This is a genomic window from Streptomyces sp. NPDC048604 (assembly GCF_043199435.1).
In the GTDB taxonomy this organism is placed as follows: Bacteria; Actinomycetota; Actinomycetes; order Streptomycetales; family Streptomycetaceae; genus Streptomyces.
Genome location: NZ_JBICVX010000005.1, coordinates 393,651 through 413,619 on the forward strand (window position 1 = coordinate 393,651; position 19,969 = coordinate 413,619).

The window sequence follows — 19,969 nt, forward strand, 5'->3', positions numbered from 1 at the left end:
GGGATCACGAGCGGGCCGCAGAACGCCTGACGGGCTCAGGCCTCCGGCTTGAAGCCGCGGTGCATGGCCACGACGCCGCCGGACAGATTGCGCCAGGCGACCTTCTGCCAGCCGGCCTTCTGCATCATCCGGGCGAGCTCCGGCTGCTCCGGCCAGCTCTGGATGGACTCGGCGAGGTAGACGTACGCGTCCGGGTTCGAGGAGACCGCGCGCGCGATCGGCGGGAGCGCCTTCATCAGGTACTCCTCGTAGACCGTGCGGAACGGGGCCCAGGTGGCGTGCGAGAACTCGCAGATCACCACGCGGCCGCCGGGCTTGGTGACCCGGTACAGCTCGCGCAGCGCGGCGTCGGTGTCCTGGATGTTGCGCAGCCCGAAGGAGATCGTCACCGCGTCGAACACCTCGTCGCGGAACGGCAGCTTCGTGCCGTCGCCGGCGGTCAGCGGGAGCCAGCCGTGCTTCTTCTTGCCCTCGCGGAGCATGCCGAGCGAGAAGTCACAGGGCACGACGTACGCGCCGGTCGCCGCGAACGGCAGCGAGGACGTGCCGGTGCCCGCGGCGAGGTCGAGGATCCGCTGCGCGGGGCGGGCGTCGACCGCCTTGGCGACCTCCTTGCGCCAGCGCCGGTCCTGGCCCAGCGAGAGCACGTCGTTGGTCAGGTCGTAGTTCGCCGCCACGCCGTCGAACATCGTGGCGACTTCGTGCGGCTGCTTGTCCAGGGTTGCTCGCGTCACGCGGCCATTGTCGCAGCCGCCTCCCCGAGAGCTCGGGCCCGTCCCCCCGAAGCCGCCCGAAAATTTCTCCGGGCCCCCTTCAACCTTTCCCCGACGGGCGCGCTCAAGGACGGTCGACGGAGCACACGCGACGTCGGGGGGGCGCCGACGCGCCGACGAAGGGAGTGCGATGCAGGCGGCACACGACCCGGACGCCGGGTTCGAGGAGTTCGCCCGGGCCGGGCAGCAGCGGCTGTACCGCACGGCGTACCTGCTCTGCGGCAACGCGGAGCAGGCCCGTGACCTCACGCAGACCACGCTGGCCAAGGTGTTCCAGCACTGGCGGCGGGCCGGCGCCGCCGAGCACCCGCACGCGTACGCCAAGACCGTGCTGACCCGCACCTTCCTCGCCGAGCGGCGGCGCGGACTGCGCGACCTGCTCGCGTACACCCGGGCGGGCCGCTCCGGCGGCACCGCGGCGGTGAGCGCGCCCGGCGACGCGGACGTGCGGGTCACCCTGCTCTCCGCGCTGGCCGAGCTGCCGCCGCGGGCTCGCGCCATGGTCGTCCTGCGGTACTGGGAGGACCTCAGCGTGGAGACGGTCGCGGGGCTGCTGCGGTGCAGCGAGTCGACCGTGAAGAGCCAGTGCTCCCGCTCGCTTGCCCGGCTGCGCGAGCGCCTGGGCGAGGCGCACCTGTACAGCGCGACCGGTTCCGCCACCCCTGCCCACGCCAACGGAAGCTGAGGAGGCCGCCGTGCACGACACGACGGACGACACCACGATGGTCCGCGCCGCCATGGACCGCACCGCCGAGGGGCTGCCGCCCCTCCCCGATCTCACGCCCGTCGCGGTCCGGCTGGGCCGCCGCCGGCGCGCCCGCGCCCGGCTGACCGTCGTCGGCGGCGCGTTCGCGACGGTGACCGCCGCAGCGGTCGGCCTCACGCTGCTGCCGGACGCGGGCAGCGCGACAGCCGGGCAGGCCGGGGTCGGCGCCGCGCCGCCGGCCGCGGCGACGCCGTACGCCACCCCGGTGGAGCTCGAACCGACGCCGGGCCAGGAGCCCTCGGCCATGACCGAGGCGGAGCGGGCCCGTGCGGCGCAGTTCCAGCAGCGCGCTGTCGCCCTGTTCGACGAGCTGCTGCCGCCGGCGGTCGGCGACATCCGGCCCGTCCTGGGGAATGGGAGCCTGTACCGGGTGAAGGCCCATGGCCGGTACTTCTCGCTGAAGATGACCGTGCGTCCGAAGGGCGACGACGGGCCGGACACCTGCGCGAACATGCCGGCGAAGGGGGGAACCTGCGAGAAGATCACCCTCGCCGGGGGCCTCGTGGTCCACGCGTACCGGGAGCCGATCAACGACCTGGACACCTTCCACACGCGGATCGCCTTCGTCCACGGCAAGAGCCGCGTGATGGTCGCAAGCACGCCGATGGAGGAGCCGGGCAAGAAGTCGGTGTCGTCGCCGGTCACCCCCCGGCAGCTGGCCGCCCTCCCCGCCGACTCCCGCTTCCTGGACCTCGTCGCGGACTGGGAGAAGAACCCGGTGGAGACGTACCGGTCGCCGGTCCGAGGCGGCTGACCACCGCGGGGCTCAGCGCCGCCGGTGCACCAGCCGCCCGGCGAGGACGGTGGCCACGCAGGTCGACGGGCCGAGGCGGACGAGCGCTTCGCGGTCGGGCACGTCGAAGACGGCGAACCGGGCCGGGCCGCCGGGGGCGAGCGGAGGCAGCAGCACCAGCGGCCGTGGGGACAGCGACGGCGGCCCCGGCAGGGACGCGGGGCGCCGCCCGACCGCGAGGCCGGCCCGCCGGACCGCGTCCACGACCGCGCGGGCCCGCAGTTCGCCGGCGATCGCGACCGTGCCATGGGCCAGCAGCCGCTGCACCCCGCGCCGGGCGCTCGCGCCCAGCCGCGCGGGGTCGGCGTGGAAGATCGCCCGCGCCCGCTCCCCGGTGATCGGCGCGGTGCCGAGCTCGTCGGCCTCGCGCGGGTCCGGGTGGTAGGTCTGTTCGAGCAGCTCGGGCCCGTACGGGTTGAGCAGCCCGGGCGTCAGGATGCCGGGCCACCGCCGCACCCGCGCCTGGGTCGCGGAGGCCAGCTCCTCGTACGGGCCGACGGCCGCGAGCTGCGCACCGTCGACCAGGACCGCGGTCTCGGGCGACGCCTCGGCGACGTGGATCGTCAGCACGGCCGGCTCAGTGGGCGTCGAGCAGCTTCAGCTCGGGATGCGCCGTGCCGCCCTCGATCGCGGTGGACGAGATGTGCGAGGCGACGCGCTCGTCGACCGGGTCGTTCGCCGGGTCGTCGTGCACGACGAGGTGCTCGTACGTGGTGGAGCGCTGCGCCGGGACCCGGTCGGCGGTGCGGATCATGTCGATCATCTCGCGCAGGTTGGAGCGGTGCTTGGCGCCCGCCGAGGAGACGACGTTCTCCTCCAGCATGATCGAGCCGAGGTCGTCCGCGCCGTAGTGCAGGGTCAGCTGCCCGATCTCCTTGCCCGTGGTGAGCCACGAGCCCTGGATGTGGGCGATGTTGTCCATGAACAGCCGCCCGATCGCGATCATCCGCAGGTACTCGAAGATCGTGGCCTGCGTACGGCCCTTCAGGTGGTTGTTCTCCGGCTGGTACGTGTACGGGATGAAGGCCCGGAAGCCGCCCGTCCGGTCCTGCACGTCGCGGATCATCCGCAGGTGCTCGATGCGCTCGGCGTTGGTCTCGCCGGTGCCCATCAGCATCGTGGAGGTCGACTCGACGCCCAGCCCGTGGGCGATCTCCATGATCTCCAGCCAGCGCTCGCCGCTCTCCTTCAGCGGGGCGATCGCCTTCCGCGGCCGGGCCGGCAGCAGCTCCGCGCCGGCGCCCGCGAAGGAGTCGAGACCGGCCGCGTGGATCCGGGTGATCGCCTCCTCGACGGAGACCTTGGAGATCCGCGCCATGTGCTCGACCTCGCTCGCCCCCAGGCTGTGGATGACGAGCTGCGGGAACTCCTTCTTGATGGCGGAGAAGTGCGTCTCGTAGTACTCGACGCCGAAGTCCGGGTGGTGCCCGCCCTGGAACATGATCTGCGTGCCGCCCAGCTCCACGGTCTCCGCGCAGCGGCGCAGGATGTCGTCGAGGTCCCGGGTCCAGCCCTTCTTGGTGTCCTTCGGCGGCGCGTAGAAGGCGCAGAACTTGCACGCCGTCACGCAGACGTTGGTGTAGTTGATGTTCCGCTCGATGATGTACGTCGCGATGTGCTCGGTACCCGAGTAGCGGCGGCGGCGCACGGCGTCGGCGGCCGCGCCCAGCGCGTGCAGCGGCGCGGAGCGGTACAGCTCCAGGGCCTCCTCCGGCGTGATCCGGCCACCGTCGGCGGCGCGGTCGAGAACGGCTGTGACATCAAAAGACGTGAGCTCGGCCTTCTCGTTCACCGGGTGCGTCCCTTTCGGAGGGTTACTGGACATGCGCGGCAAGCCTACGCCAGGGGGTCAGCCAACCGATTGACTGCCCCGCCCCTCTTCCCCTGCGTGAACCACCGCACCCGGACCCTCGCCGCCGCATTCGCCCTCGCCTCGGTCGCCCTGGTGGCCGGCTGCTCCGACGAGGGGGACCCGGTCTCCTTCGACGGACCGAGCGCCGCACCCGCCCAGGGCAGCGCCGCGCCGCGCCCCACCGCCACGAACTCCCCCACGGCCCCGGCCGGCCCCAGATCGCTGATGCCGACGGGCCCGAAGGCCGACTTCACCGTCTCGAACACCCTCGACGACGGAACGAAGATCGCCGTCACCACGCTGCAGGGCGAGAAGTCCGGTTTCACGGGCAAGGTGTGGGTGTGGGCCCCGAAGCAGTATTTCGACCCGAAGTACGCGAAGAGCGGCTTCCCGGTGCTGATCGCGCTGCCCGGCGGAAACGGCTACCCCAATAACTATTGGATGGGCACCGACCTGAAACTGCAGAGCAGCATCAGCAAGTGGTCGCAGGAAGGGAAAAGCCTTCCGTTCATCGTCGTGATGCCCGTGCTCAACCCGGACGACAAGTACTACTACGACGGCAGCGATATACCCGGGCAGCCGAGAATGGGCACCTGGATGACCGAGGACGTGCCGGATTTCGTGCGGGCGAATTTCCGCACCTTCGACTCCCGGGACGGCTGGGCGTTCATGGGCTCGTCGTCCGGCGCCTTCGTCGGACTCAAGTCCGTGCTGCAGCACCCCGACAAGTTCAAGGCGGTCATCGCCTCCGGCCCCGACACCGTGCCCGACTCCCCGCTGTGGGCCGGGCACGAGACCGAGCGGCAGGCCAACAACCCCGAACGCCTCGCCAAGGCGCTCGCAGGCAAGCCGGGCGGGAAGGCGAGCGACGTCTATCTCGCCTTCCAGATCGGCACCAAGGAGTCCGGCATGAAGAACCTGAAGTCCTTCATCCGGAACTACACCAAGGGCCCGGTGAAGACCCGCCTCCAGGTCATCCAGGACGGCGGCCACAACGCCCGTTCGTACGTACGGGGCATGGGCGACGGCTCGATCGCCTGGATCAGCGCGCACATGCAGGCCCCGATACCGGCCCCGTAGCCGCCCGCCCCGGGCCGGGCTACGGCCGGTACAGCTCCACCTTCACGTCCGCCGGGAACCCGGTCGTCGGACCGGTCCGGCGGGCGAACTCGTGCACGCCGGCCAGCTGCTCGGGCCCGAAACGGAAGTCCAGGGTGGTGAAGTACCGCTCCAGCAGCGCCGCGTCGAAGGCCTCCCAGCGCGCCGCCTGCTCGGCCACCTTGGTGACCTCGGTCAGCGACAGGTCGCGGGAGGCCAGGAAGGCCTCGTGCACCTCGCGGACCGTCTCCGGCTCGCGGGCCAGGTAGTCCCGGCGGACCGCCCAGACGGCGAAGACGAACGGCAGGCCCGTCCAGTCCTTCCACATCGTCCCCAGGTCGTGGACCTGCAGTCCGAGGCGCGGCGCGTCGTGCAGCGAGGCGCGCAGCGCCGCGTCGCCGATCAGCACCGCCGCCTCGGCCTCCTGCATCATCAGGCCGAGGTCGGGCGGGCAGGTGTAGTAGTCCGGGGAGACGCCGTACTGCTCCGAGAGCAGCAGCTGGGCCAGCCGCACCGAGGTGCGGGAGGTGGAGCCGAGAGCGACCCGCGCCCCGTCCAGCTCGCCCAGCGGGCGCTGCGAGACGATCACGCAGGACATCACCGGGCCGTCGCAGCCGACGGCGATGTCCGGCAGCGCGACGAGCTCGCCGGCGTTCCGGAGATATTCGACGAGGGTGACCGGACCGATATCCAGGTCGCCGCGGACCAGCTGTTCGCTGAGCTTCTCCGGGGTGTCCTTGGTGAGCTCGAGATCGAGGAGCGTTCCGGTCCGCGCAAGGCCCCAGTAGAGCGGCAGACAGTTCAGGAACTGGATGTGGCCGACCCGGGGCCGGTCGCGCTGGCAGTCGTCGGTTGCATTGTCCACATCGCGAGGCTAGACCCGTCTCGATCGGTGGACATCGGCGGGTGGGCCGTCAGCGCGTAGGGATCATGTCAAACATGAGGGTGACGTGATCTTTCCCTCTACCCTCACGCACACTCTGCGTGCTACGCTCAACGCAAGTTGCAGTTTGGTTTCCCTTGCAGTACAGAGCCTGCGGAGCATGTAACCCGCAGGCTTTTGTAGTTTTCAGACTTGTTTGCAGGTTCTGGAGCAGGGCGACCCTTTGGCCCATAGGAGGGCTCATGGCTACCGGAACCGTCAAGTGGTTCAACGCTGAAAAGGGCTTCGGCTTCATCGCCCAGGAAGGCGGCGGCCCGGATGTCTTCGTCCACTACTCCGCCATCAACGCGAGCGGCTTCCGCTCCCTCGAGGAGAACCAGGCGGTGACCTTCGACGTCACCCAGGGTCCGAAGGGCCCGCAGGCGGAGAACGTCACCCCGGCCTAGTCGCCCGGGTCGACGATCCAGAACTGAGTGCAGTACCCAAGGAGCCTCGCTCCCGCGTCTTCCCGGCGCGGCAGCGGGGCTCCTGCCTTTCCTCCGGGCACTCCTGCCTTCTGCCTTTCCGGGAGCCCCTGCCGTTCCGGCCGCTTCTGCCTACGCTGGAAGGCATGACGGAGCGCAAACCGCCGGGAGTCGAGTTCGAGTCCTTCGTGGACAAGCAGATCCGGGACGCCGAGCGTCGCGGAGAGTTCCGGGAGCTGGCCGGCTTCGGCAAGCCGCTGGCCGACGACACCGCGCCGTACGACGCGCTGTGGTGGGTCAAGGGCAAGCTCCACCGCGAGGGCCTGACCGTGCTGCCGCCCTCGCTGGCGCTCCGCAAGGAGGCCGAGGACGCGGCGGCAAAGGCGGCCGCCGCGGCGACGGAACAGCAGGTCAGGCGCATTCTCACCGAGATCAACGAGAAGATCGGGGAGGCGCTGCGGCGGCCGCCCGAGGGCCCGCCCGCGAAGCTGCGGCCGTTCGACGTCGAGGCCGAGGTCGCCGCCTGGCGGGAGGCCCGCGCATGAGAACCCCCGAACTGCTCGCCGACGCGTTCGGCCGTGTCCAGGAAGCCGTCCACGAGGCCGTGGAGGGCCTGCTGGACGAGGAGCTGGCGTACCGGCCGGACCCGGACGCCAACTCGATCGCCTGGCTGGTCTGGCACCTCGCCCGTATCCAGGACGACCACATCACCGACGCCTTCGGCCTGGACGGCCAGCTGTGGACCCGGGACGGCTGGGCGGACCGCTTCGGCCTGCCCTTCGCCCCCGCCGCCACGGGCTTCGGCCACACGAGCGCCCAGGTCGCGGCGGTCCACGTCCCCGGCGACCTCCTGCTCGGCTACTACGACGCGGTCCACGCGCGCACCCTGGAGCACGTAAAGGGCGTGACCAACGCGGACCTGGAGCGCGTCGTCGACACGTCGTGGAACCCGCCGGTCACGCTCGGCGTCCGCCTGATCAGCGTCATCGCCGACGACCTCCAGCACGCCGGACAGGCCGCGTACGTACGGGGCCTGGCGGAACGAAGGGCGTAGCGCGCGGGCCACGCGGGCCACTCGGGCACGCGGGGCTGTCAGCGGCGGCGGCCATACTCGGGACGAGTCACGTCCGTGCTGGTGTCGCGCCCCCTGGAGGCCCGGTTGTCCCCGCTCGCCCCGACGCTCCACGACTTCACGACCTGGGCGCCGCTGATACGGCTCCTGCGCGAGTGCGGCGACGCACGCCAGTCCGGGCCGGACGGCTGTCCGGCCGGCCGGATCGGCAGGGGCGGCTGGAGCGTTCCGGTGCAGCGCGACTTCGGCCGCAGGCCGGCGGCCGGCGAGTTCGAGCGGGAGCAGGCCGCCGTGGACCGGGTGCGAGCGCTGCTGCCGGAGGACGACGAGGGGGGCGTCCGGTTCGTCGCGCGGTTCGCGGACGGCGGGCGGCGCGCCGTGGTGCACGTCCTCGAACCGGGCCCGGCCGTGGAGGACGGCATCGGCGGGCAGGACCCGGGGGCGCTGCTGCTGGTGGAGGGCGCCGTGCCGGAGCCGTGGCTGCGGCTTCCGGAGACGTACCCCGGGACGGTCCCGGCCCCGACGCGGGACCCGGAGCTTCTGGAGCGGACGCTGCGGGAGCGGCTGCCGGACGAGGTCGGCGCGACGGAGGAGGAACTGGCGGCGGCGGAGGCCCGGCTGGGCCTGGCGCTGCCCGAGGAACTCAGGGCGCTGTACCGGGTGACGCGGGCGCGCTGGAAGGACTGGGGCGGCGACTACGAACGGGCCGTCGGCGTCTTCAGGCAGCTCGGCTGCGAGGTGTTCCCGCCGGCCGAGGTGTACGTGGCCCACGCCGCGACCCGCGAGAGCCTCTGGCCGCACGCGGCGACGGAGGCGGTCGGCACCGCGCCGGACGCGGCCGTGCAGGGGCTGGTCGGCTCGCCGGGGTGGCTGGTCTTCGGCGACAACGGGGGCGGGGACCGGATCGCGATCGACCTGACGCCCGGCCCGTCCGGGCACGTCGGCCAGATCGTGATCATCAGTCACGAGGAGTCCGTCGGCGCGGGCCTGGTCGCCGACTCCCTGACGGACCTGGTCCTTGGCCGCCGCGCGACGGGCCGTAGGGGCAGGGGCCACGCGACCGCCGCCCCGCCCGTGGCGTACGTCAACGCCTCGCACGTCCCCGACGTCGAGGCCGCCGCGCATCCGGGCCTGGAGGTCCTGTGCCTGGGCGTCTGGGACACGGCCCCGCTGAGCCTGGCCCCGTTCGCGGCCCTCCCCCGCCTGCGCACCCTGACGGCGTACCCGGACACGCTCGCGGACCCGCTGGAGATCGCGGAGCTGAAGCACCTGGAGTTCCTGAAGCTCACCCCCGAGGACTGGCGCGTCCTGCTGGACGCCGGCGCCGTCCCCCGCACCCTGAAGGCCGCCGCGATCGAGCCCCGCAACCACCACCCGCTGGCCGTCACCGCCGTCGCCAACGAACTGCTGACCCTGTGGAACCGCCCCCTGATCCAGGAGACCGTGCTCGAGGGCGACCTGGACGACCCGGACGACCCGGCGGAGTAACTCGTCAGTCCTCGTCTTCCAGTTCGACGATCGGCTCCCGGGAGACGACCGCCGCGACGATCATCGGGGCGTCGCCGTCGCTCTGGTTGAGGGAGACGCCTACATGACGGCCGTCGTCGCCGACCGGGCCCCAGACCGCCAGATCGCCCAGGAGGTCCTGGTCGACCAGGCTCTGGAACAGGGCCGGCATCGGGGCGCCCGCGACGCCCCGGAAGATCGGGACGCGCATGCCGACCCGGCGGTGCGGGCCCCACCGCGCGTCCAGGGCCGTGGTGAGCGCGGACAGCCGGTCCTGGGCTCGCGACTCCGCCGCAGCCCACTCCTCCTCGTACACGCCCACCAGGCTCGGGCCCTCCCACAGACGGAGGACCGTGAAGCCCTCCGGGGGAAGGGGCGAGCCGAGCGCCGCGGTCAGCTCGTCGGGGGTCACAGCTGGGGCCGGTCCATCGGCCGGGGCAGGGGCTGGAGGGCCCCGGCGGTGCGCAGGAGGAGGTTGGCGCGCAGGACCGCGGCGGTGTCGTCGGGCGAGGCCACGTCCAGCAGGGCGCCGCCGGTGGACAAGGGCTCGGCGCCGGCCGGGAAGTCACGCGGGACCAGGGTCGCGCGGGCCGGGGAGAGATAGCCCGCCCAGCCGATCGCCGGGTCGCTCGGCGCGAAGTCGCCGTCGTCCTCCAGGGTGTCCAGGACGTCGTCGTCCACCACTCCGCCGAAGTCGGGGGACCAGGCCTCCGCCAGCGCGGTGAGCAGTTCCGGGTACGGGAGCTCCTCGTCCTCGGGGACCCGCACCGTCAGCAGCATCGCCATCAGGACGAACTCCGCGGCCGCGCCCGCCCGTCCGCCGAGTTCCAGCGTCCGGCCCAGGCCGTCCTCGGCGAGCAGGCGCAGGTCCGTGCCGGAACCCGACGACCAGTCGTCGGCGGCCTGCACGGCGCGGAGCGCGGCCGCGAGGGACTCCTCGTCGGGCGTCACCACGGCCGCCGCGCCGGAGCCGCCCACCCGGCGCAGCGTCCACGCGCCGCCGCCCTGCGGCGGCAGCAGTCGCGTCACGCGGTCCAGGGTCCGGGCCCAGCGGGCGGCGAGCTCCTCGACCGTCTCTTCCCTGGGGCCCCAGAAGGCCCGTACCACTACACGTCGCATGGCGAGCACCCTACTGGGGGTCGAACTGCTCAGGACGCCTGTCGCCGGCGACGTCCTTGCGCGGCGTGTAGGAGCACTTGATGTCCAGGCCCTCGTCGCGGAACGCCTTCTTGGCCGCCTTCATGACCTCCTCGTTCGAGAAGTGCCACTCCACCGGCTTGCCCCGTGCCGCCTCGACCTGCCGCTTCGCCTCCGTGACGAAGGTGTTCTTGCCGGACGGCGTCAACTCCGTCTTCCCGGGCTGGGCCAGGAAGCTGTCGTAGCCGTTCTTCGCCTCCAGATACGTCTGCCGGGACGAGTCCCAGCCGTCGTAGTCGACCGGCTTCTCGCCCTCCCTGGGGTGCGGGACCGTGTACTCCTGGCCGCGCGTGGTGCCGGTGATCTGCTCCTGGTACCGCAGCCACGACTCGTTCGCCCAGTTCGGCGCGGGGTTGCGGTTGCGGCTCGACCAGTAGCCGTCGCCGTTGTCGGCGTCGCCCAGCGTGCGGGTGGCGAGGTCGTCCGCCCACTCCGGCGGCTGGTAGTTGCGCGGGTCGGAGGTGTCGTTCCGCCTGGGCTCCGGGTACTGCACCATCTTCTCGGCGGCCTTGCGGGCCCGCTCCGGCTCCTCCGCCCGCTTCTGCTCCACCCACGCCTTGTTGGCCTCCTCGCGGGCCTTGCGGGCGTTCTCCTTGGCCTCCTCGTCGCAGCCGTCGTCGGCGAGGATCACGTGGTCCGGGGAGCCCGCCGCGGCGAGCACGCCCGTACCGGAGCCGCCGACCCCGGCGAAGGGGCGGCGGGGCGGCGGCCCGGACGCGATCGTGCAGCCGGACCTGCGGGCCTTGTCCTCGGCCTCGTCGGCCGCCTCGTCCGCCTCCCGGGCCGCGGTCCGCGCGCCGTCCACGTCGCCGGCGTCCGCGGCCTTCTTGGCCCGCTTCGCGGCGTCGCCCGCGTCGTCCGCGTGCTCGGCGATCTCGGAGGCGATCCTGCCCAGCTTGCCGAGCTTGCCGCCCTTGCTGAACACCTTCGCGACGTTGTAGCCGGGGATGAACATCGAGCCGACGTTCCACACGACGTCGGTGACGGCGCGGGTCTTCTCGCCGTTGTTCCAGCGCTCGCGGACCTCGTCGCCGACGAACATGTCGTCGCCGAACGAGATGACGGTGTTCACCGACGCGCCGCCCCAGTCGGTCAGCGCGTCGAAGTAGTCGCCGTCCCGCCACTTCTGGCCGGCGTCCTTGGAGTCCTGCACCCACTGGTCGCCGAGCGATCCGAAGTAGTCGGCCATGCCGGACCAGGTCGACGGCTTGAACAGGTCGATGATGCCGGTGACATCGCCCCACACGCCGTCGACGAGCAGCCCCGCGCCGACCTGGTACACCTTGTCCCAGGCGCAGCCGAAGAAGCCCCAGCCGCCGCAGTCCTCCTCGTCCCCGCCGTCGTCGCCGCCGCCGTCCGCGTCCTCCCCGGAGACGTCGACCGCGTCGTACGCGGCCTCCGGCTCGGGGCGGGTCTCGGGGTACGTGTCCGGGGTGTCCGTGGGCTTGCCGTCGGGGCCGGTGCCGTGGTTGTTCCGGCCGGGGAGCGTGGGATCGGACCCGTCGGTACCGCCGGGGTCGCCCGTACCGCCCGAGCTGTCGCCGCCTCCCGGGCCCTGGCCTCCCGGGCCTTGACCGTCCGGGCCCTGGCCGTCCGGGCCCTGGCCGTCCGGGCCCTGGCCGCCGGGCCCCTGGTCGCCCGCCTGGGTCTCGCTGCCGGACGGATCCGGGCAGGCCGTACCGGTGATCGTGCAGAACGCCGAGCGGAAGCCGTCGGCGAGCGTCCCGCCCACATTCGTCATCAGCAGCGCCGCGATGATGCCGGCGACCAGGATGATCAGGCCGGTGTACTCCAGCGCGCCCTGCCCGCGGTCCCGGTTCGGGCGGAACAACGGGTCGGGGGCGGCCTGCCGTTCGTCCGCGGAGAGCCGGAACCACTCCGTGCTCTCCGGCCGCGTCAGGAAGTAGACGATCAGCGCCGGTACGAACAGCGCGGTGAAACCGTGCACCGAGCCGGCCGCGATGTTCGAGATCGCGCCGAGGGCCAGCCAGACCTGGACGCCGAGCAGCGCGTACCGTACGCGGTCCCCGCCGGTCCAGATCCGCCGGCCCAGCCACCAGCCGGCGACGCCGGGTATCGCGCCCCAGGCGAGCAGGCCGAACAGCTGCCCGCCCACCGCGTCCGCGGCGAGCGCGGAGCCGAACATCCCCAGGCCGCCGAGGATCGTCGCCGCGAGCAGGACGTACAGGAGCACGCGCGTGACCACCAGGCCCCGGGGCAGGCTCCGGCGCCTGCCCGGGCCCGGTGCCGGCGCCGGCGCATAGCCGCCGAATCCCCCGGCTCCGCCGGCTCCCCCGCCGGTGTACACGCCGCCGCCGAACGCAGACACGTTGCCCCCAACAGTCCGTCGCCGCACAACAGTTCAAGCCTGCCAACGCTACGGGCCGGAGCCCCGCACGTCATGGGCCCGTAGGCCCAAATCCTGAACTGCTGTATGCAACAAGGGACTTCAGAGGCGTCCCGCCGCCCCGTCCTCGCGGTACATCTCCTCGATCTCCCGTGAGAAGTCGCGCAGGATCGCCCGCCGCTTCAGCTTCTTCGACGGGGTGAGATGGCCGCTGCGCTCCGAGAACTCCCGGGTCAGCACATGGAACCGGCGGATCTCCTCGGCCCGCGAGACCAGCCGGTTGGCCTCGTCCACCGCGCGTTGGAGGGCCGCGAGCAGATCCGGGTCGGCCGCGAGGTCGCGCAGCGAGACGTGGTCCTTCTGCCGCATCCGCCGCCAGTGCGCCAGCCCGTCGTGGTCGAGGACGACGAGCGCGGTCACGTACGGGCGGCGGTCGCCGACCACCACCGCCTGGCCGATCAGCGGGTGGGCGCGCAGCCAGTCCTCCAGCGGGGCCGGGGCGACGTTCTTGCCCGCCGAGGTGATGATGATCTCCTTCTTCCGGCCGGTGATCCGCAGATAGCCCTGCCCGTCCAGGTCGCCGATGTCCCCGGTCGGGAACCAGCCGTCCGCCGTGTACGGCAGGGCCGCGCCCTGCTGCGCGTCCCAGTACCCGGCGAAGACCACCTCGCCCTTGAGCCACACCTCGCCGTCGTCCGCGATCCGCACCGCCGTGCCCGGCAGCGGCCAGCCGACCGTGCCGGTCCGCGCGGCCATCGGCGGGGTGATGGTGGCCGCCGCGGTGGTCTCCGTCAGTCCGTACCCCTCGTACACCTCGATGCCCGCGCCCGCGTAGAACGCCGCGAGCCGCTGCCCGAGCGGCGAGCCGCCGCAGATGACGTGCCGCACCTGCCCGCCGAGCGCGGCCCGGATGCGGCGGTAGACCAGCTGGTCGTACACGGCCCGCGCGGCCTTCAGCGAGAAGGACGCCCGGTCGGCCTCGCGGGCCTCGCCGTACTTGCGCGCCACCTTCGACGCGCGGTCGAACGACCCCGCGCGGCCGCTGCGTTCGGCGCTCGCGCGGGCCGAGTTGAAGACCTTCTCCAGGAGGTACGGGATCGCCACGAGGAACGTCGGCCGGAACGCGGCCAGGTCGTCGAGGAGGTCGTCGCTGTCGATCGAGGGCGCGTGGCCGATCCGGACCCGGGCGCGCAGACAGCCGATGGCGACCATCCGCCCGAAGACGTGCGCCAGCGGCAGGAACAGCAGCGTGGACGGCGGCTCCTTGCCGATCAGCGTGCGGAAGACCGGGTGCAGCAGTTCGACCGCGTTGTCGGCCTCGGCGTAGAAGTTGGCGTGCGTCAGCGCGCAGCCCTTGGGGCGGCCGGTGGTGCCCGAGGTGTAGATGAGCGTGGCGATGGTGTCGGGGGTGAGCAGACCCCGGCGGGCGGTGACCGCCTCGTCGGGGACGTGCGCGCCGGCCCGCCGCAGCTTGTCGATCACTCCGGTGCCGAAGACCCAGAGGTGGGTCAGGCCGGGTATCTGGCGGCGCTCGGCGGAGACCACGCGGGCCTGCTCCATGCCCTCGACGGCGCAGGCGACGGCCCCGGAGTCCTGCAGGATCCAGCGGGTCTGGAACGCGGAGGAGCTCGGGTAGACCGGGACGGTGACCAGGCCGGCGGCCCAGGCGGCGAAGTCGAGCAGGGTCCACTCGTACGTCGTCCGCGCCATGATCGCGATGCGGTCGCCGGGCTGGAGCCCCTCCGCGATCAGGCCCTTGGCGACGGAGTGCACCTCGGCCGCGAAACGGCCCGCGGTGACGTCCTCCCAGGCGCCGTCCGGGCGCTTGCGGGTGATGACGACGGCGTCGGGGGCCTCGCGGGCGTTGTCGTACGGCAGGTCGGCGAGCGAGCCACGCCGGGGGCGGGCGACGAGCGGGGGGACGTACGCCTCTCGGACGCGGCCGTCGACGACGAGCGTGCGGGGCGGGACGGGGGCGGCGGCGGACACGAGCGGCTCCTCGGGTTCGTCTGAGGTGGGTGGGGTCGTGCGGGACTCCTGGTGCGGGGGCGTGCAGGGGTGGGGAGGGGGAGGGAGGGGTGTACGGCACCCGGGAGGGCGCACGGTACCGGGTGGGCGCATCGCGCCGGGGTGGGCACACGGCACCGGGTGGGCGCACGGGCGCCTGTGGAGGCGTACGCGTCAGGGGCGTTCGAGGATCGCTGTCACGCCCTGGCCGCCCGCCGCGCTGATCGAGATCAGGCCGCGGCCGGGAGTGTCCCGCTCCGACAGCAGCTTGGCGAGCATTGCCACGATACGGGCACCGGTGGCCGCGCAGGGATGCCCCGTCGCAAGTGAGGAGCCCGCGACGTCGAGACTGTGCCGCGGCACAGCGGCCAGGCCCCGCTTCGACGGCATCTCGACCAACTCCTGACCCATGAGTAACCTTACTCTACGGTAAATCCACGACCGCGCAGGGAGTCTGGACAAATGGCCGACCGCTATCTGCACTTCACCGGTACCCCCGCCGGCCGTCTCCTCACCCGCAGGCTCGGCCTGCCGCAGCCCGCGACGCTGCACCGCTGGTCGGCGGAACGGCCGCACCTGGAGGGGGCGTTGCTGCACCTGACGGCGGGCCGGTCGACCCGTACGGAGGAACTGGCCGCGGTCCTCGCGCGTACCGGCCTGCCGGCGGGCTGCGGGAACGGCCCCGTGGCCGCGGTGGTGCTCGACGCGACCGGCGTCGCCGACCCGGCCGGGCTCGCCGAGGTGCACGCGGCTCTGCACCCGGTCGTGCGGTCGGTCACGACGAGCGGACGCATCGTCGTCCTCGGCGCGGTCCCGTCTCCGACGGACCATCACCAGGCGGCGGTACAGCAGGGGCTGGAGGGCTTCGTGCGCTCGCTGGGCAAGGAGGCCGGCCGGGGCGTCACCGTCAACCTCGTACGGATCGAGGGCGGGGCGGGGGCCGCGGAGTCCACGCTGCGGTTCCTGCTGTCGCCGAAGTCCGCGTACGTGAGCGGGCAGGCCGTCACGGTCACGGACGCCGAGCCCGGTGCCGTCGCCGACTGGGACCGGCCGCTCTCCGGCCGCACCGCCCTGGTCACCGGCGCCGCACGCGGCATCGGCGCGGCGGTGGCGGCGACCCTCGCGCGCGACGGGGCGCGGGTGATCTGCCTGGACGTCCCCCAGGCGGGCGAGGACCTGGAGCGCACGGCGGCACGACTGGGCGGCACCGCGCTGGCGCTGGACATCACGGCGCCGGACGCCGCGGACCGGATCACGGCGGAGGCGTCCGCCGGTCTGGACGTCCTCGTCCACAACGCGGGCATCACCCGGGACCGGCGCCTGGCCAACATGGACGCGGCTCGCTGGGCATCGGTGATCGCCGTGAATCTGACCTCGGTCCTGGACACCACGGACGCCCTCCTGAAGACCGGCACGCTACGGGCCGGCGGCCGCATCGTGGCGACCGCGTCCATCGCGGGCATCGCCGGCAACAACGGCCAGACGAACTACGCGGCGAGCAAGGCGGGCGTCATCGGCCTGGTCCGCTCCCTCGCGCCGCGCGCGTACGCGGAACACGGGGTGACGGTGAACGCGGTCGCGCCGGGCTTCATCGAGACGAAGATGACGGCGGCCGTGCCCCTCCTCATCCGCGAGGCGGGCCGCCGCATGAACTCCCTGGCGCAGGGCGGCGACCCGGTGGACGTGGCCGAGACGACGGCCTGGCTGGCCCACCCCGCCTCCACCCCGGTCAACGGCCAGACGGTCCGCGTCTGCGGCCAGAGCCTCCTGGGCGCGTGACGCATGCGCACCTTGCCTGCCCTGGCGGCCGCGGTGGCCGCCACGCCCCTGAAGCGCCCCCACCCGGAGGCCCCGCTCCCCCAGGTCCGCCTCACCCGGGAGGCCGTACCGGCCCCGGCCCGCCTGACCCGCTACGCCGAACTCTGCGGCTTCACCGGGCGAGGAGACGGCACGCTCCCCCTCCCCTACCCCCACGTCCTGGGCTTCCCCCTGGCCATGCGGCTCATGAGCCGTCGCGACTTCCCGCTCCCGCTCCTGGGCCTGGTCCACACCTGGATCACCCTCGACCGGCACGCACCCCTCACCGCCGCCGACCGCCTGCACCTCACCGTCCACGCCGAGTCCCTGACGCCCCACCGCCGCGGCACGGAGGTCACGATCGTGACGGAGGCGCGGGTAGCGGGCGAACTGGTCTGGGAGTCCCGCAGCGGCTACCTGGCCCGCCACTCCACAGCGCACCAGGGCGACACCGCGCCCGGCACCGCGTCCGACGCCCCGCTCCTCCCCGCCGTCACGGAATGGCGGCTCCCCGCCGGCCTGGGACGGCGGTACGGAGCCGTCTCCGGCGACCGGAACCCCATCCACCTGCACCCGCTCACGGCCAGGGCCTTCGGCTTCCCCCGGGCCATCGCCCACGGCATGTGGACGTTCGCGCGCTGCCTGGCGGAACACGACGGGGTCACCCGCGCACAGGCGCGGTTCCGCGCCCCGGTCCTGCTCCCCGCCACCGTCACGTACGCCGCGGACCCGGCCACCGGCGCGTTCCAGCTGCGCTCGGGCGAGCGCGTACACCTCAGCGGGGAGACCAGCGCTCGCTCTGCATGAGGTTGCCGAGGCCCGCCCAGGCGAAGTTCATCAGCGTCGCCGCCGCCTCCCAGGCCGTCATGCCCGGCGTCTCGTTGGCCCAGATCGCCAGCGACTCCGCCGCGCCGACGAGCGCCTGGGACAGACCGGCCACGTCCCGCTCGGCGAGCTCGGGATCGCGGTCGGTGGCCCGGTGGGTCTCCTGCGCCGCCGCCCCGATCAGCGTGGCCACGTACGCCACGATCTCGTCCCGCATCAACGCGGCCTCGGCCGCGAACGGCTCCGTACGGGCCTGCCGGCTCAGCACCGCCCACCCGTCGGGGTTGTCCGCGGTGTGCGTGAAGAACGCCAGCAGCCCGGCCCACAGCTGCTCGTCCGCCGGCAGCCCCGGCTTCACCGCGGACCGCACCGCGTCGAGCAGCGTCTTCGTCTCCCGCCGGATGCAGGCGACGAAGAGCTCCTCCTTGGAGTTCAGGTACAGATACACCAGCGGCTTGGACACGCCCGCCAGTTCGGCGATCTCGTCCATGGACGCGTTCTGGTACCCCCGCTGTCCGAACGTCTGCACGGCGGCGTCCATCATCTGCTGCTCGCGCACCGCGCGCGGCATCCGCTTGCCCCTCGCGCCGCCCACCTCGGACATCCTTACCGCCCCCACCTGCTGATGACTCTCCGTCGAAAGCGTACGTGCCTGCTCGCGGGCCGACACGACCACCGGCGCCAGGGCCATTGCGGTGGACCTCGCGCTTCTTCGGCCGACACGCCGACCTCGTGTCTAGCACATCAGCACGACCGGACACACTCTGTAGTTGACCGTTACAGTCAGCTACCGCAACAGGAGGAGCGGCATGGCCAATCAGAACGAGGAAATCGCCGCTGATCGAGTCCTTTCCGTGGAGGAAGGGGCCGCGATCAAGCAGAGCATCGCCGCGCAGCGATCGCTCAAGCAATGGCGTTGGATGGGCAACTACGGAAGCCCCTTCGACGCGGCCGCCGTGGCGAATCAGAACCCGCCGTGCGTGGCCGGAGAAGTGATGTTCTCCTTCAACGGCAACCTCGTCCCGGCCTGGATGTTCTACTGACCCCTCGCATGTCGAAGCGCCCCGGATCCACCTGGATCCGGGGCGCTTGTGTCGATGCAGGGCGCAGGCCCTACGCGGCGACGGGCACCGCGACCTCTCGCTCGATGCCGGCCGACTCCGCCTCGTCGATCGGCGACGCGGACGCGGAGTTGTACGCGTCCAGGTCCAGGATCTTCTCGCGGGCCGAGACGACCACCGGGACCAGCGCCTGACCGGCCACGTTCGTGGCGGTGCGGATCATGTCCAGGATCGGGTCGATCGCCATCAGGAGGCCGACGCCCTCCAGCGGGAGGCCGAGCGTGGAGAGGGTCAGGGTCAGCATGACCGTCGCGCCGGTCAGGCCGGCGGTGGCCGCCGAGCCGATGACCGAGACGAAGGCGATGAGCAGGTACTCCTTGATGCCCAGCTGCACGTCGAAGATCTGCGCGATGAAGATCGCGGCGAGCGCCGGGTAGATCGCGGCGCAGCCGTCCATCTTCGTCGTCGCGCCGAACGGCACGGCGAAGGACGCGTACTCCTTCGGGACGCCGAGGCGCTCGGTGACGCGCTGGGTGACCGGCATGGTGCCGACGGAGGAGCGGGAGACGAAGGCCAGCTGGATGGCGGGCCAGGCGCCCTTGAAGAACTGCAGCGGGTTGACCTTGGCGACGGTCGCGAGCAGCAGCGGGTACACGCCGAACAGGACCAGGGCGCAGCCGATGTAGACGTCGGCGGTGAAGGTCGCGTACTTGGCGATCAGGTCCCAGCCGTACTCGACGATCGCGTTGCCGATGAGGCCGGCGGTGCCGATGGGGGCGAGCCGGATGACCCACCACAGGGCCTTCTGCAGCAGCTCCAGAACCGACTCGGACAGGTTCAGGATCGGCTGGGCCTTCTCGCCGAGCTTCAGCGCGGCGATGCCGGCGACGGCGGCCATGAAGACGATCTGCAGGACGTTCAGCTCGGTGAAGGGGGTGATGACGTCCGTCGGGATGATCCCGGTGAGGAAGTCGATCCAGCTGCCCTGGTGTTCGGGCGCCTTGCCGTCCTTCGGCGTGAGGCCGGTGCCGGCGCCGGGGTTGGTGATCAGGCCGATGGTCAGGCCGATCGCGACGGCGATCAGCGAGGTGATCATGAACCAGACGAGGGTCTGCGCGGCCAGCCGGGCCGCGTTGTTGACCTTCCGCAGGTTGGTGATCGACACCAGGATCGCGAAGAAGACGAGCGGCGCGACGGCGAGCTTGAGCAGCTGGACGAAGATGCCGCCGACCTGCGTCAGGGTCTCCTTCAGCCAGCTGACGTCCTGGCTGCGGGCGAGCCAGCCGAGCAGGACGCCGATGGCCAGACCGGCCACGATCTGGGCCCAGAACGGGATCTTGGGTATGCGCTTGGACGCGGACAACGGACACACTCCACAGGTGCGTTCAAGGGGGAGGGGAACGGAATGCGGCGCCCGCGCACGGAGGGGGCGGCGCCGCTGCATGGCTGCCGGGGTCAGAGCACGCGGCGACAGACCGCGGACATACAGCGGCACAGGTCGACATGCAGGCGCGCCACGAGCGGGGTG

20 protein-coding genes and 1 pseudogene are annotated in these 19,969 nt (G+C 72.4%); 10 read left to right on the top strand and 11 right to left on the bottom strand.

The window, feature by feature from the left end; translation table 11 throughout:
* Nucleotides 1-35 precede the first annotated feature (35 nt).
* Nucleotides 36-734, bottom strand: a complete 699-nt coding sequence (locus ACGFMM_RS13655) for a demethylmenaquinone methyltransferase (RefSeq protein WP_393646133.1) — start codon at nt 732-734, stop codon at nt 36-38.
* 169 nt (nt 735-903) lie between these two features.
* Between ACGFMM_RS13655 and ACGFMM_RS13660 the strand changes: the two genes are divergently transcribed.
* Together ACGFMM_RS13660 and ACGFMM_RS13665 are read left to right on the top strand one after the other, a co-directional pair.
* Nucleotides 904-1,458 (top strand): SigE family RNA polymerase sigma factor, encoded by a 555-nt coding sequence (locus tag ACGFMM_RS13660; protein WP_393646135.1) that lies wholly within the window; start codon nt 904-906, stop codon nt 1,456-1,458.
* Between the two features lie 10 nt (nt 1,459-1,468).
* The gene (locus tag ACGFMM_RS13665) at nt 1,469-2,293 is read left to right on the top strand and encodes a hypothetical protein (protein ID WP_393646137.1); all 825 of its coding nucleotides are present in this window, start codon (nt 1,469-1,471) and stop codon (nt 2,291-2,293) included.
* 12 nt (nt 2,294-2,305) lie between these two features.
* Here ACGFMM_RS13665 and ACGFMM_RS13670 read toward each other — a convergent pair whose 3' ends face one another.
* Together ACGFMM_RS13670 and mqnC are read right to left on the bottom strand one after the other, a co-directional pair.
* Nucleotides 2,306-2,902 (bottom strand): hypothetical protein, encoded by a 597-nt coding sequence (locus ACGFMM_RS13670; RefSeq protein ID WP_393646139.1) that lies wholly within the window; start codon nt 2,900-2,902, stop codon nt 2,306-2,308.
* A 7-nt stretch (nt 2,903-2,909) separates the two neighbouring features.
* Complete coding sequence (gene mqnC / locus ACGFMM_RS13675; protein ID WP_393646317.1) at nt 2,910-4,124, bottom strand: cyclic dehypoxanthinyl futalosine synthase; 1,215 nt, start codon at nt 4,122-4,124, stop codon at nt 2,910-2,912.
* 96 nt (nt 4,125-4,220) lie between these two features.
* Here mqnC and ACGFMM_RS13680 point away from each other — a divergent pair, with 96 nt between their 5' ends.
* Complete coding sequence (locus tag ACGFMM_RS13680) at nt 4,221-5,264, top strand: alpha/beta hydrolase (RefSeq protein ID WP_393646141.1); 1,044 nt, start codon at nt 4,221-4,223, stop codon at nt 5,262-5,264.
* Between the two features lie 19 nt (nt 5,265-5,283).
* Here the strand turns inward: ACGFMM_RS13680 and ACGFMM_RS13685 are convergent, their stop codons facing one another.
* Nucleotides 5,284-6,147, bottom strand: a complete 864-nt coding sequence (locus tag ACGFMM_RS13685; protein ID WP_393646143.1) for a menaquinone biosynthetic enzyme MqnA/MqnD family protein — start codon at nt 6,145-6,147, stop codon at nt 5,284-5,286.
* Between the two features lie 260 nt (nt 6,148-6,407).
* Between ACGFMM_RS13685 and ACGFMM_RS13690 the strand changes: the two genes are divergently transcribed.
* The 4 genes from ACGFMM_RS13690 to ACGFMM_RS13705 all read left to right on the top strand — a co-directional run bounded on the left by ACGFMM_RS13690 (nt 6,408) and on the right by ACGFMM_RS13705 (nt 9,189).
* Nucleotides 6,408-6,611 (top strand): cold-shock protein, encoded by a 204-nt coding sequence (locus tag ACGFMM_RS13690; protein ID WP_016645643.1) that lies wholly within the window; start codon nt 6,408-6,410, stop codon nt 6,609-6,611.
* 164 nt (nt 6,612-6,775) lie between these two features.
* Nucleotides 6,776-7,174 (top strand): DUF1992 domain-containing protein, encoded by a 399-nt coding sequence (locus tag ACGFMM_RS13695; protein WP_393646145.1) that lies wholly within the window; start codon nt 6,776-6,778, stop codon nt 7,172-7,174.
* Nucleotides 7,171-7,683 (top strand): DUF664 domain-containing protein, encoded by a 513-nt coding sequence (locus tag ACGFMM_RS13700; protein WP_393646147.1) that lies wholly within the window; start codon nt 7,171-7,173, stop codon nt 7,681-7,683. The genes ACGFMM_RS13695 and ACGFMM_RS13700 overlap by 4 nt, the downstream gene beginning before the upstream one ends.
* Nucleotides 7,684-7,758: 75 nt before the next feature.
* Nucleotides 7,759-9,189: an SMI1/KNR4 family protein gene (locus tag ACGFMM_RS13705; RefSeq protein ID WP_393646149.1), complete on the top strand. Its 1,431-nt coding sequence runs from the start codon at nt 7,759-7,761 to the stop codon at nt 9,187-9,189.
* Nucleotides 9,190-9,193: 4 nt separating this feature from the next.
* Here the strand turns inward: ACGFMM_RS13705 and ACGFMM_RS13710 are convergent, their stop codons facing one another.
* The 5 genes and pseudogenes from ACGFMM_RS13710 to ACGFMM_RS13730 all read right to left on the bottom strand — a co-directional run.
* Nucleotides 9,194-9,619: a hypothetical protein gene (locus ACGFMM_RS13710; RefSeq protein WP_393646152.1), complete on the bottom strand. Its 426-nt coding sequence runs from the start codon at nt 9,617-9,619 to the stop codon at nt 9,194-9,196.
* A complete protein-coding gene (locus ACGFMM_RS13715) occupies nt 9,616-10,326 on the bottom strand; it encodes an Imm52 family immunity protein (RefSeq protein ID WP_393646154.1) in 711 nt (236 codons plus the stop codon). The genes ACGFMM_RS13710 and ACGFMM_RS13715 overlap by 4 nt, the downstream gene beginning before the upstream one ends.
* Before the next feature lie 10 nt (nt 10,327-10,336).
* The gene (locus tag ACGFMM_RS13720) at nt 10,337-12,598 is read right to left on the bottom strand and encodes a Tox-REase-5 domain-containing protein (RefSeq protein ID WP_393646156.1); all 2,262 of its coding nucleotides are present in this window, start codon (nt 12,596-12,598) and stop codon (nt 10,337-10,339) included.
* A 255-nt stretch (nt 12,599-12,853) separates the two neighbouring features.
* The gene (locus ACGFMM_RS13725) at nt 12,854-14,872 is read right to left on the bottom strand and encodes an AMP-dependent synthetase/ligase (protein ID WP_393646158.1); all 2,019 of its coding nucleotides are present in this window, start codon (nt 14,870-14,872) and stop codon (nt 12,854-12,856) included.
* A 60-nt stretch (nt 14,873-14,932) separates the two neighbouring features.
* A pseudogene (locus ACGFMM_RS13730) lies at nt 14,933-15,139 on the bottom strand (acetyl-CoA C-acyltransferase); the annotation flags it as partial.
* Between the two features lie 81 nt (nt 15,140-15,220).
* Here ACGFMM_RS13730 and ACGFMM_RS13735 point away from each other — a divergent pair.
* Together ACGFMM_RS13735 and ACGFMM_RS13740 are read left to right on the top strand one after the other, a co-directional pair.
* Complete coding sequence (locus tag ACGFMM_RS13735) at nt 15,221-16,537, top strand: 3-oxoacyl-ACP reductase (RefSeq protein WP_393646160.1); 1,317 nt, start codon at nt 15,221-15,223, stop codon at nt 16,535-16,537.
* 3 nt (nt 16,538-16,540) lie between these two features.
* The gene (locus tag ACGFMM_RS13740; RefSeq protein WP_393646162.1) at nt 16,541-17,362 is read left to right on the top strand and encodes a MaoC family dehydratase; all 822 of its coding nucleotides are present in this window, start codon (nt 16,541-16,543) and stop codon (nt 17,360-17,362) included.
* Here the strand turns inward: ACGFMM_RS13740 and ACGFMM_RS13745 are convergent.
* Nucleotides 17,331-17,951 (bottom strand): TetR/AcrR family transcriptional regulator, encoded by a 621-nt coding sequence (locus ACGFMM_RS13745; protein WP_393646319.1) that lies wholly within the window; start codon nt 17,949-17,951, stop codon nt 17,331-17,333. The two genes, ACGFMM_RS13740 and ACGFMM_RS13745, sit on opposite strands and share 32 nt — an antisense overlap.
* A gap of 238 nt (nt 17,952-18,189) precedes the next feature.
* Here ACGFMM_RS13745 and ACGFMM_RS13750 point away from each other — a divergent pair, with 238 nt between their 5' ends.
* Nucleotides 18,190-18,423 carry a hypothetical protein gene (locus ACGFMM_RS13750; protein ID WP_393646164.1) on the top strand — a complete coding sequence of 78 codons (234 nt, stop codon included), beginning with the start codon at nt 18,190-18,192 and terminating at the stop codon, nt 18,421-18,423.
* Nucleotides 18,424-18,493: 70 nt separating this feature from the next.
* Here the strand turns inward: ACGFMM_RS13750 and ACGFMM_RS13755 are convergent, their stop codons facing one another.
* Nucleotides 18,494-19,885 (bottom strand): dicarboxylate/amino acid:cation symporter, encoded by a 1,392-nt coding sequence (locus ACGFMM_RS13755; RefSeq protein ID WP_393646166.1) that lies wholly within the window; start codon nt 19,883-19,885, stop codon nt 18,494-18,496.
* Nucleotides 19,886-19,969 lie beyond the last annotated feature (84 nt).

What these genes read in the sequence shown, in the direction of transcription:
- ACGFMM_RS13660 (WP_393646135.1), top strand. Translation starts at nt 904, where the DNA reads ATGCAGGCGGCACACGACCCGGACGCCGGGTTCGAGGAGTTCGCCCGG.
- ACGFMM_RS13690 (WP_016645643.1), top strand. Translation starts at nt 6,408, where the DNA reads ATGGCTACCGGAACCGTCAAGTGGTTCAACGCTGAAAAGGGCTTCGGC.
- ACGFMM_RS13695 (WP_393646145.1), top strand. Translation starts at nt 6,776, where the DNA reads ATGACGGAGCGCAAACCGCCGGGAGTCGAGTTCGAGTCCTTCGTGGAC.
- ACGFMM_RS13700 (WP_393646147.1), top strand. Translation starts at nt 7,171, where the DNA reads ATGAGAACCCCCGAACTGCTCGCCGACGCGTTCGGCCGTGTCCAGGAA.
- ACGFMM_RS13715 (WP_393646154.1), bottom strand. Translation starts at nt 10,326, where the DNA reads ATGCGACGTGTAGTGGTACGGGCCTTCTGGGGCCCCAGGGAAGAGACG.
- ACGFMM_RS13725 (WP_393646158.1), bottom strand. Translation starts at nt 14,872, where the DNA reads ATGCGCCCACCCGGTACCGTGCGCCCTCCCGGGTGCCGTACACCCCTC.
- ACGFMM_RS13735 (WP_393646160.1), top strand. Translation starts at nt 15,221, where the DNA reads ATGGCCGACCGCTATCTGCACTTCACCGGTACCCCCGCCGGCCGTCTC.
- ACGFMM_RS13740 (WP_393646162.1), top strand. Translation starts at nt 16,541, where the DNA reads ATGCGCACCTTGCCTGCCCTGGCGGCCGCGGTGGCCGCCACGCCCCTG.
- ACGFMM_RS13745 (WP_393646319.1), bottom strand. Translation starts at nt 17,951, where the DNA reads ATGCCGCGCGCGGTGCGCGAGCAGCAGATGATGGACGCCGCCGTGCAG.
- ACGFMM_RS13750 (WP_393646164.1), top strand. Translation starts at nt 18,190, where the DNA reads ATGGCCAATCAGAACGAGGAAATCGCCGCTGATCGAGTCCTTTCCGTG.
- ACGFMM_RS13755 (WP_393646166.1), bottom strand. Translation starts at nt 19,885, where the DNA reads ATGCAGCGGCGCCGCCCCCTCCGTGCGCGGGCGCCGCATTCCGTTCCC.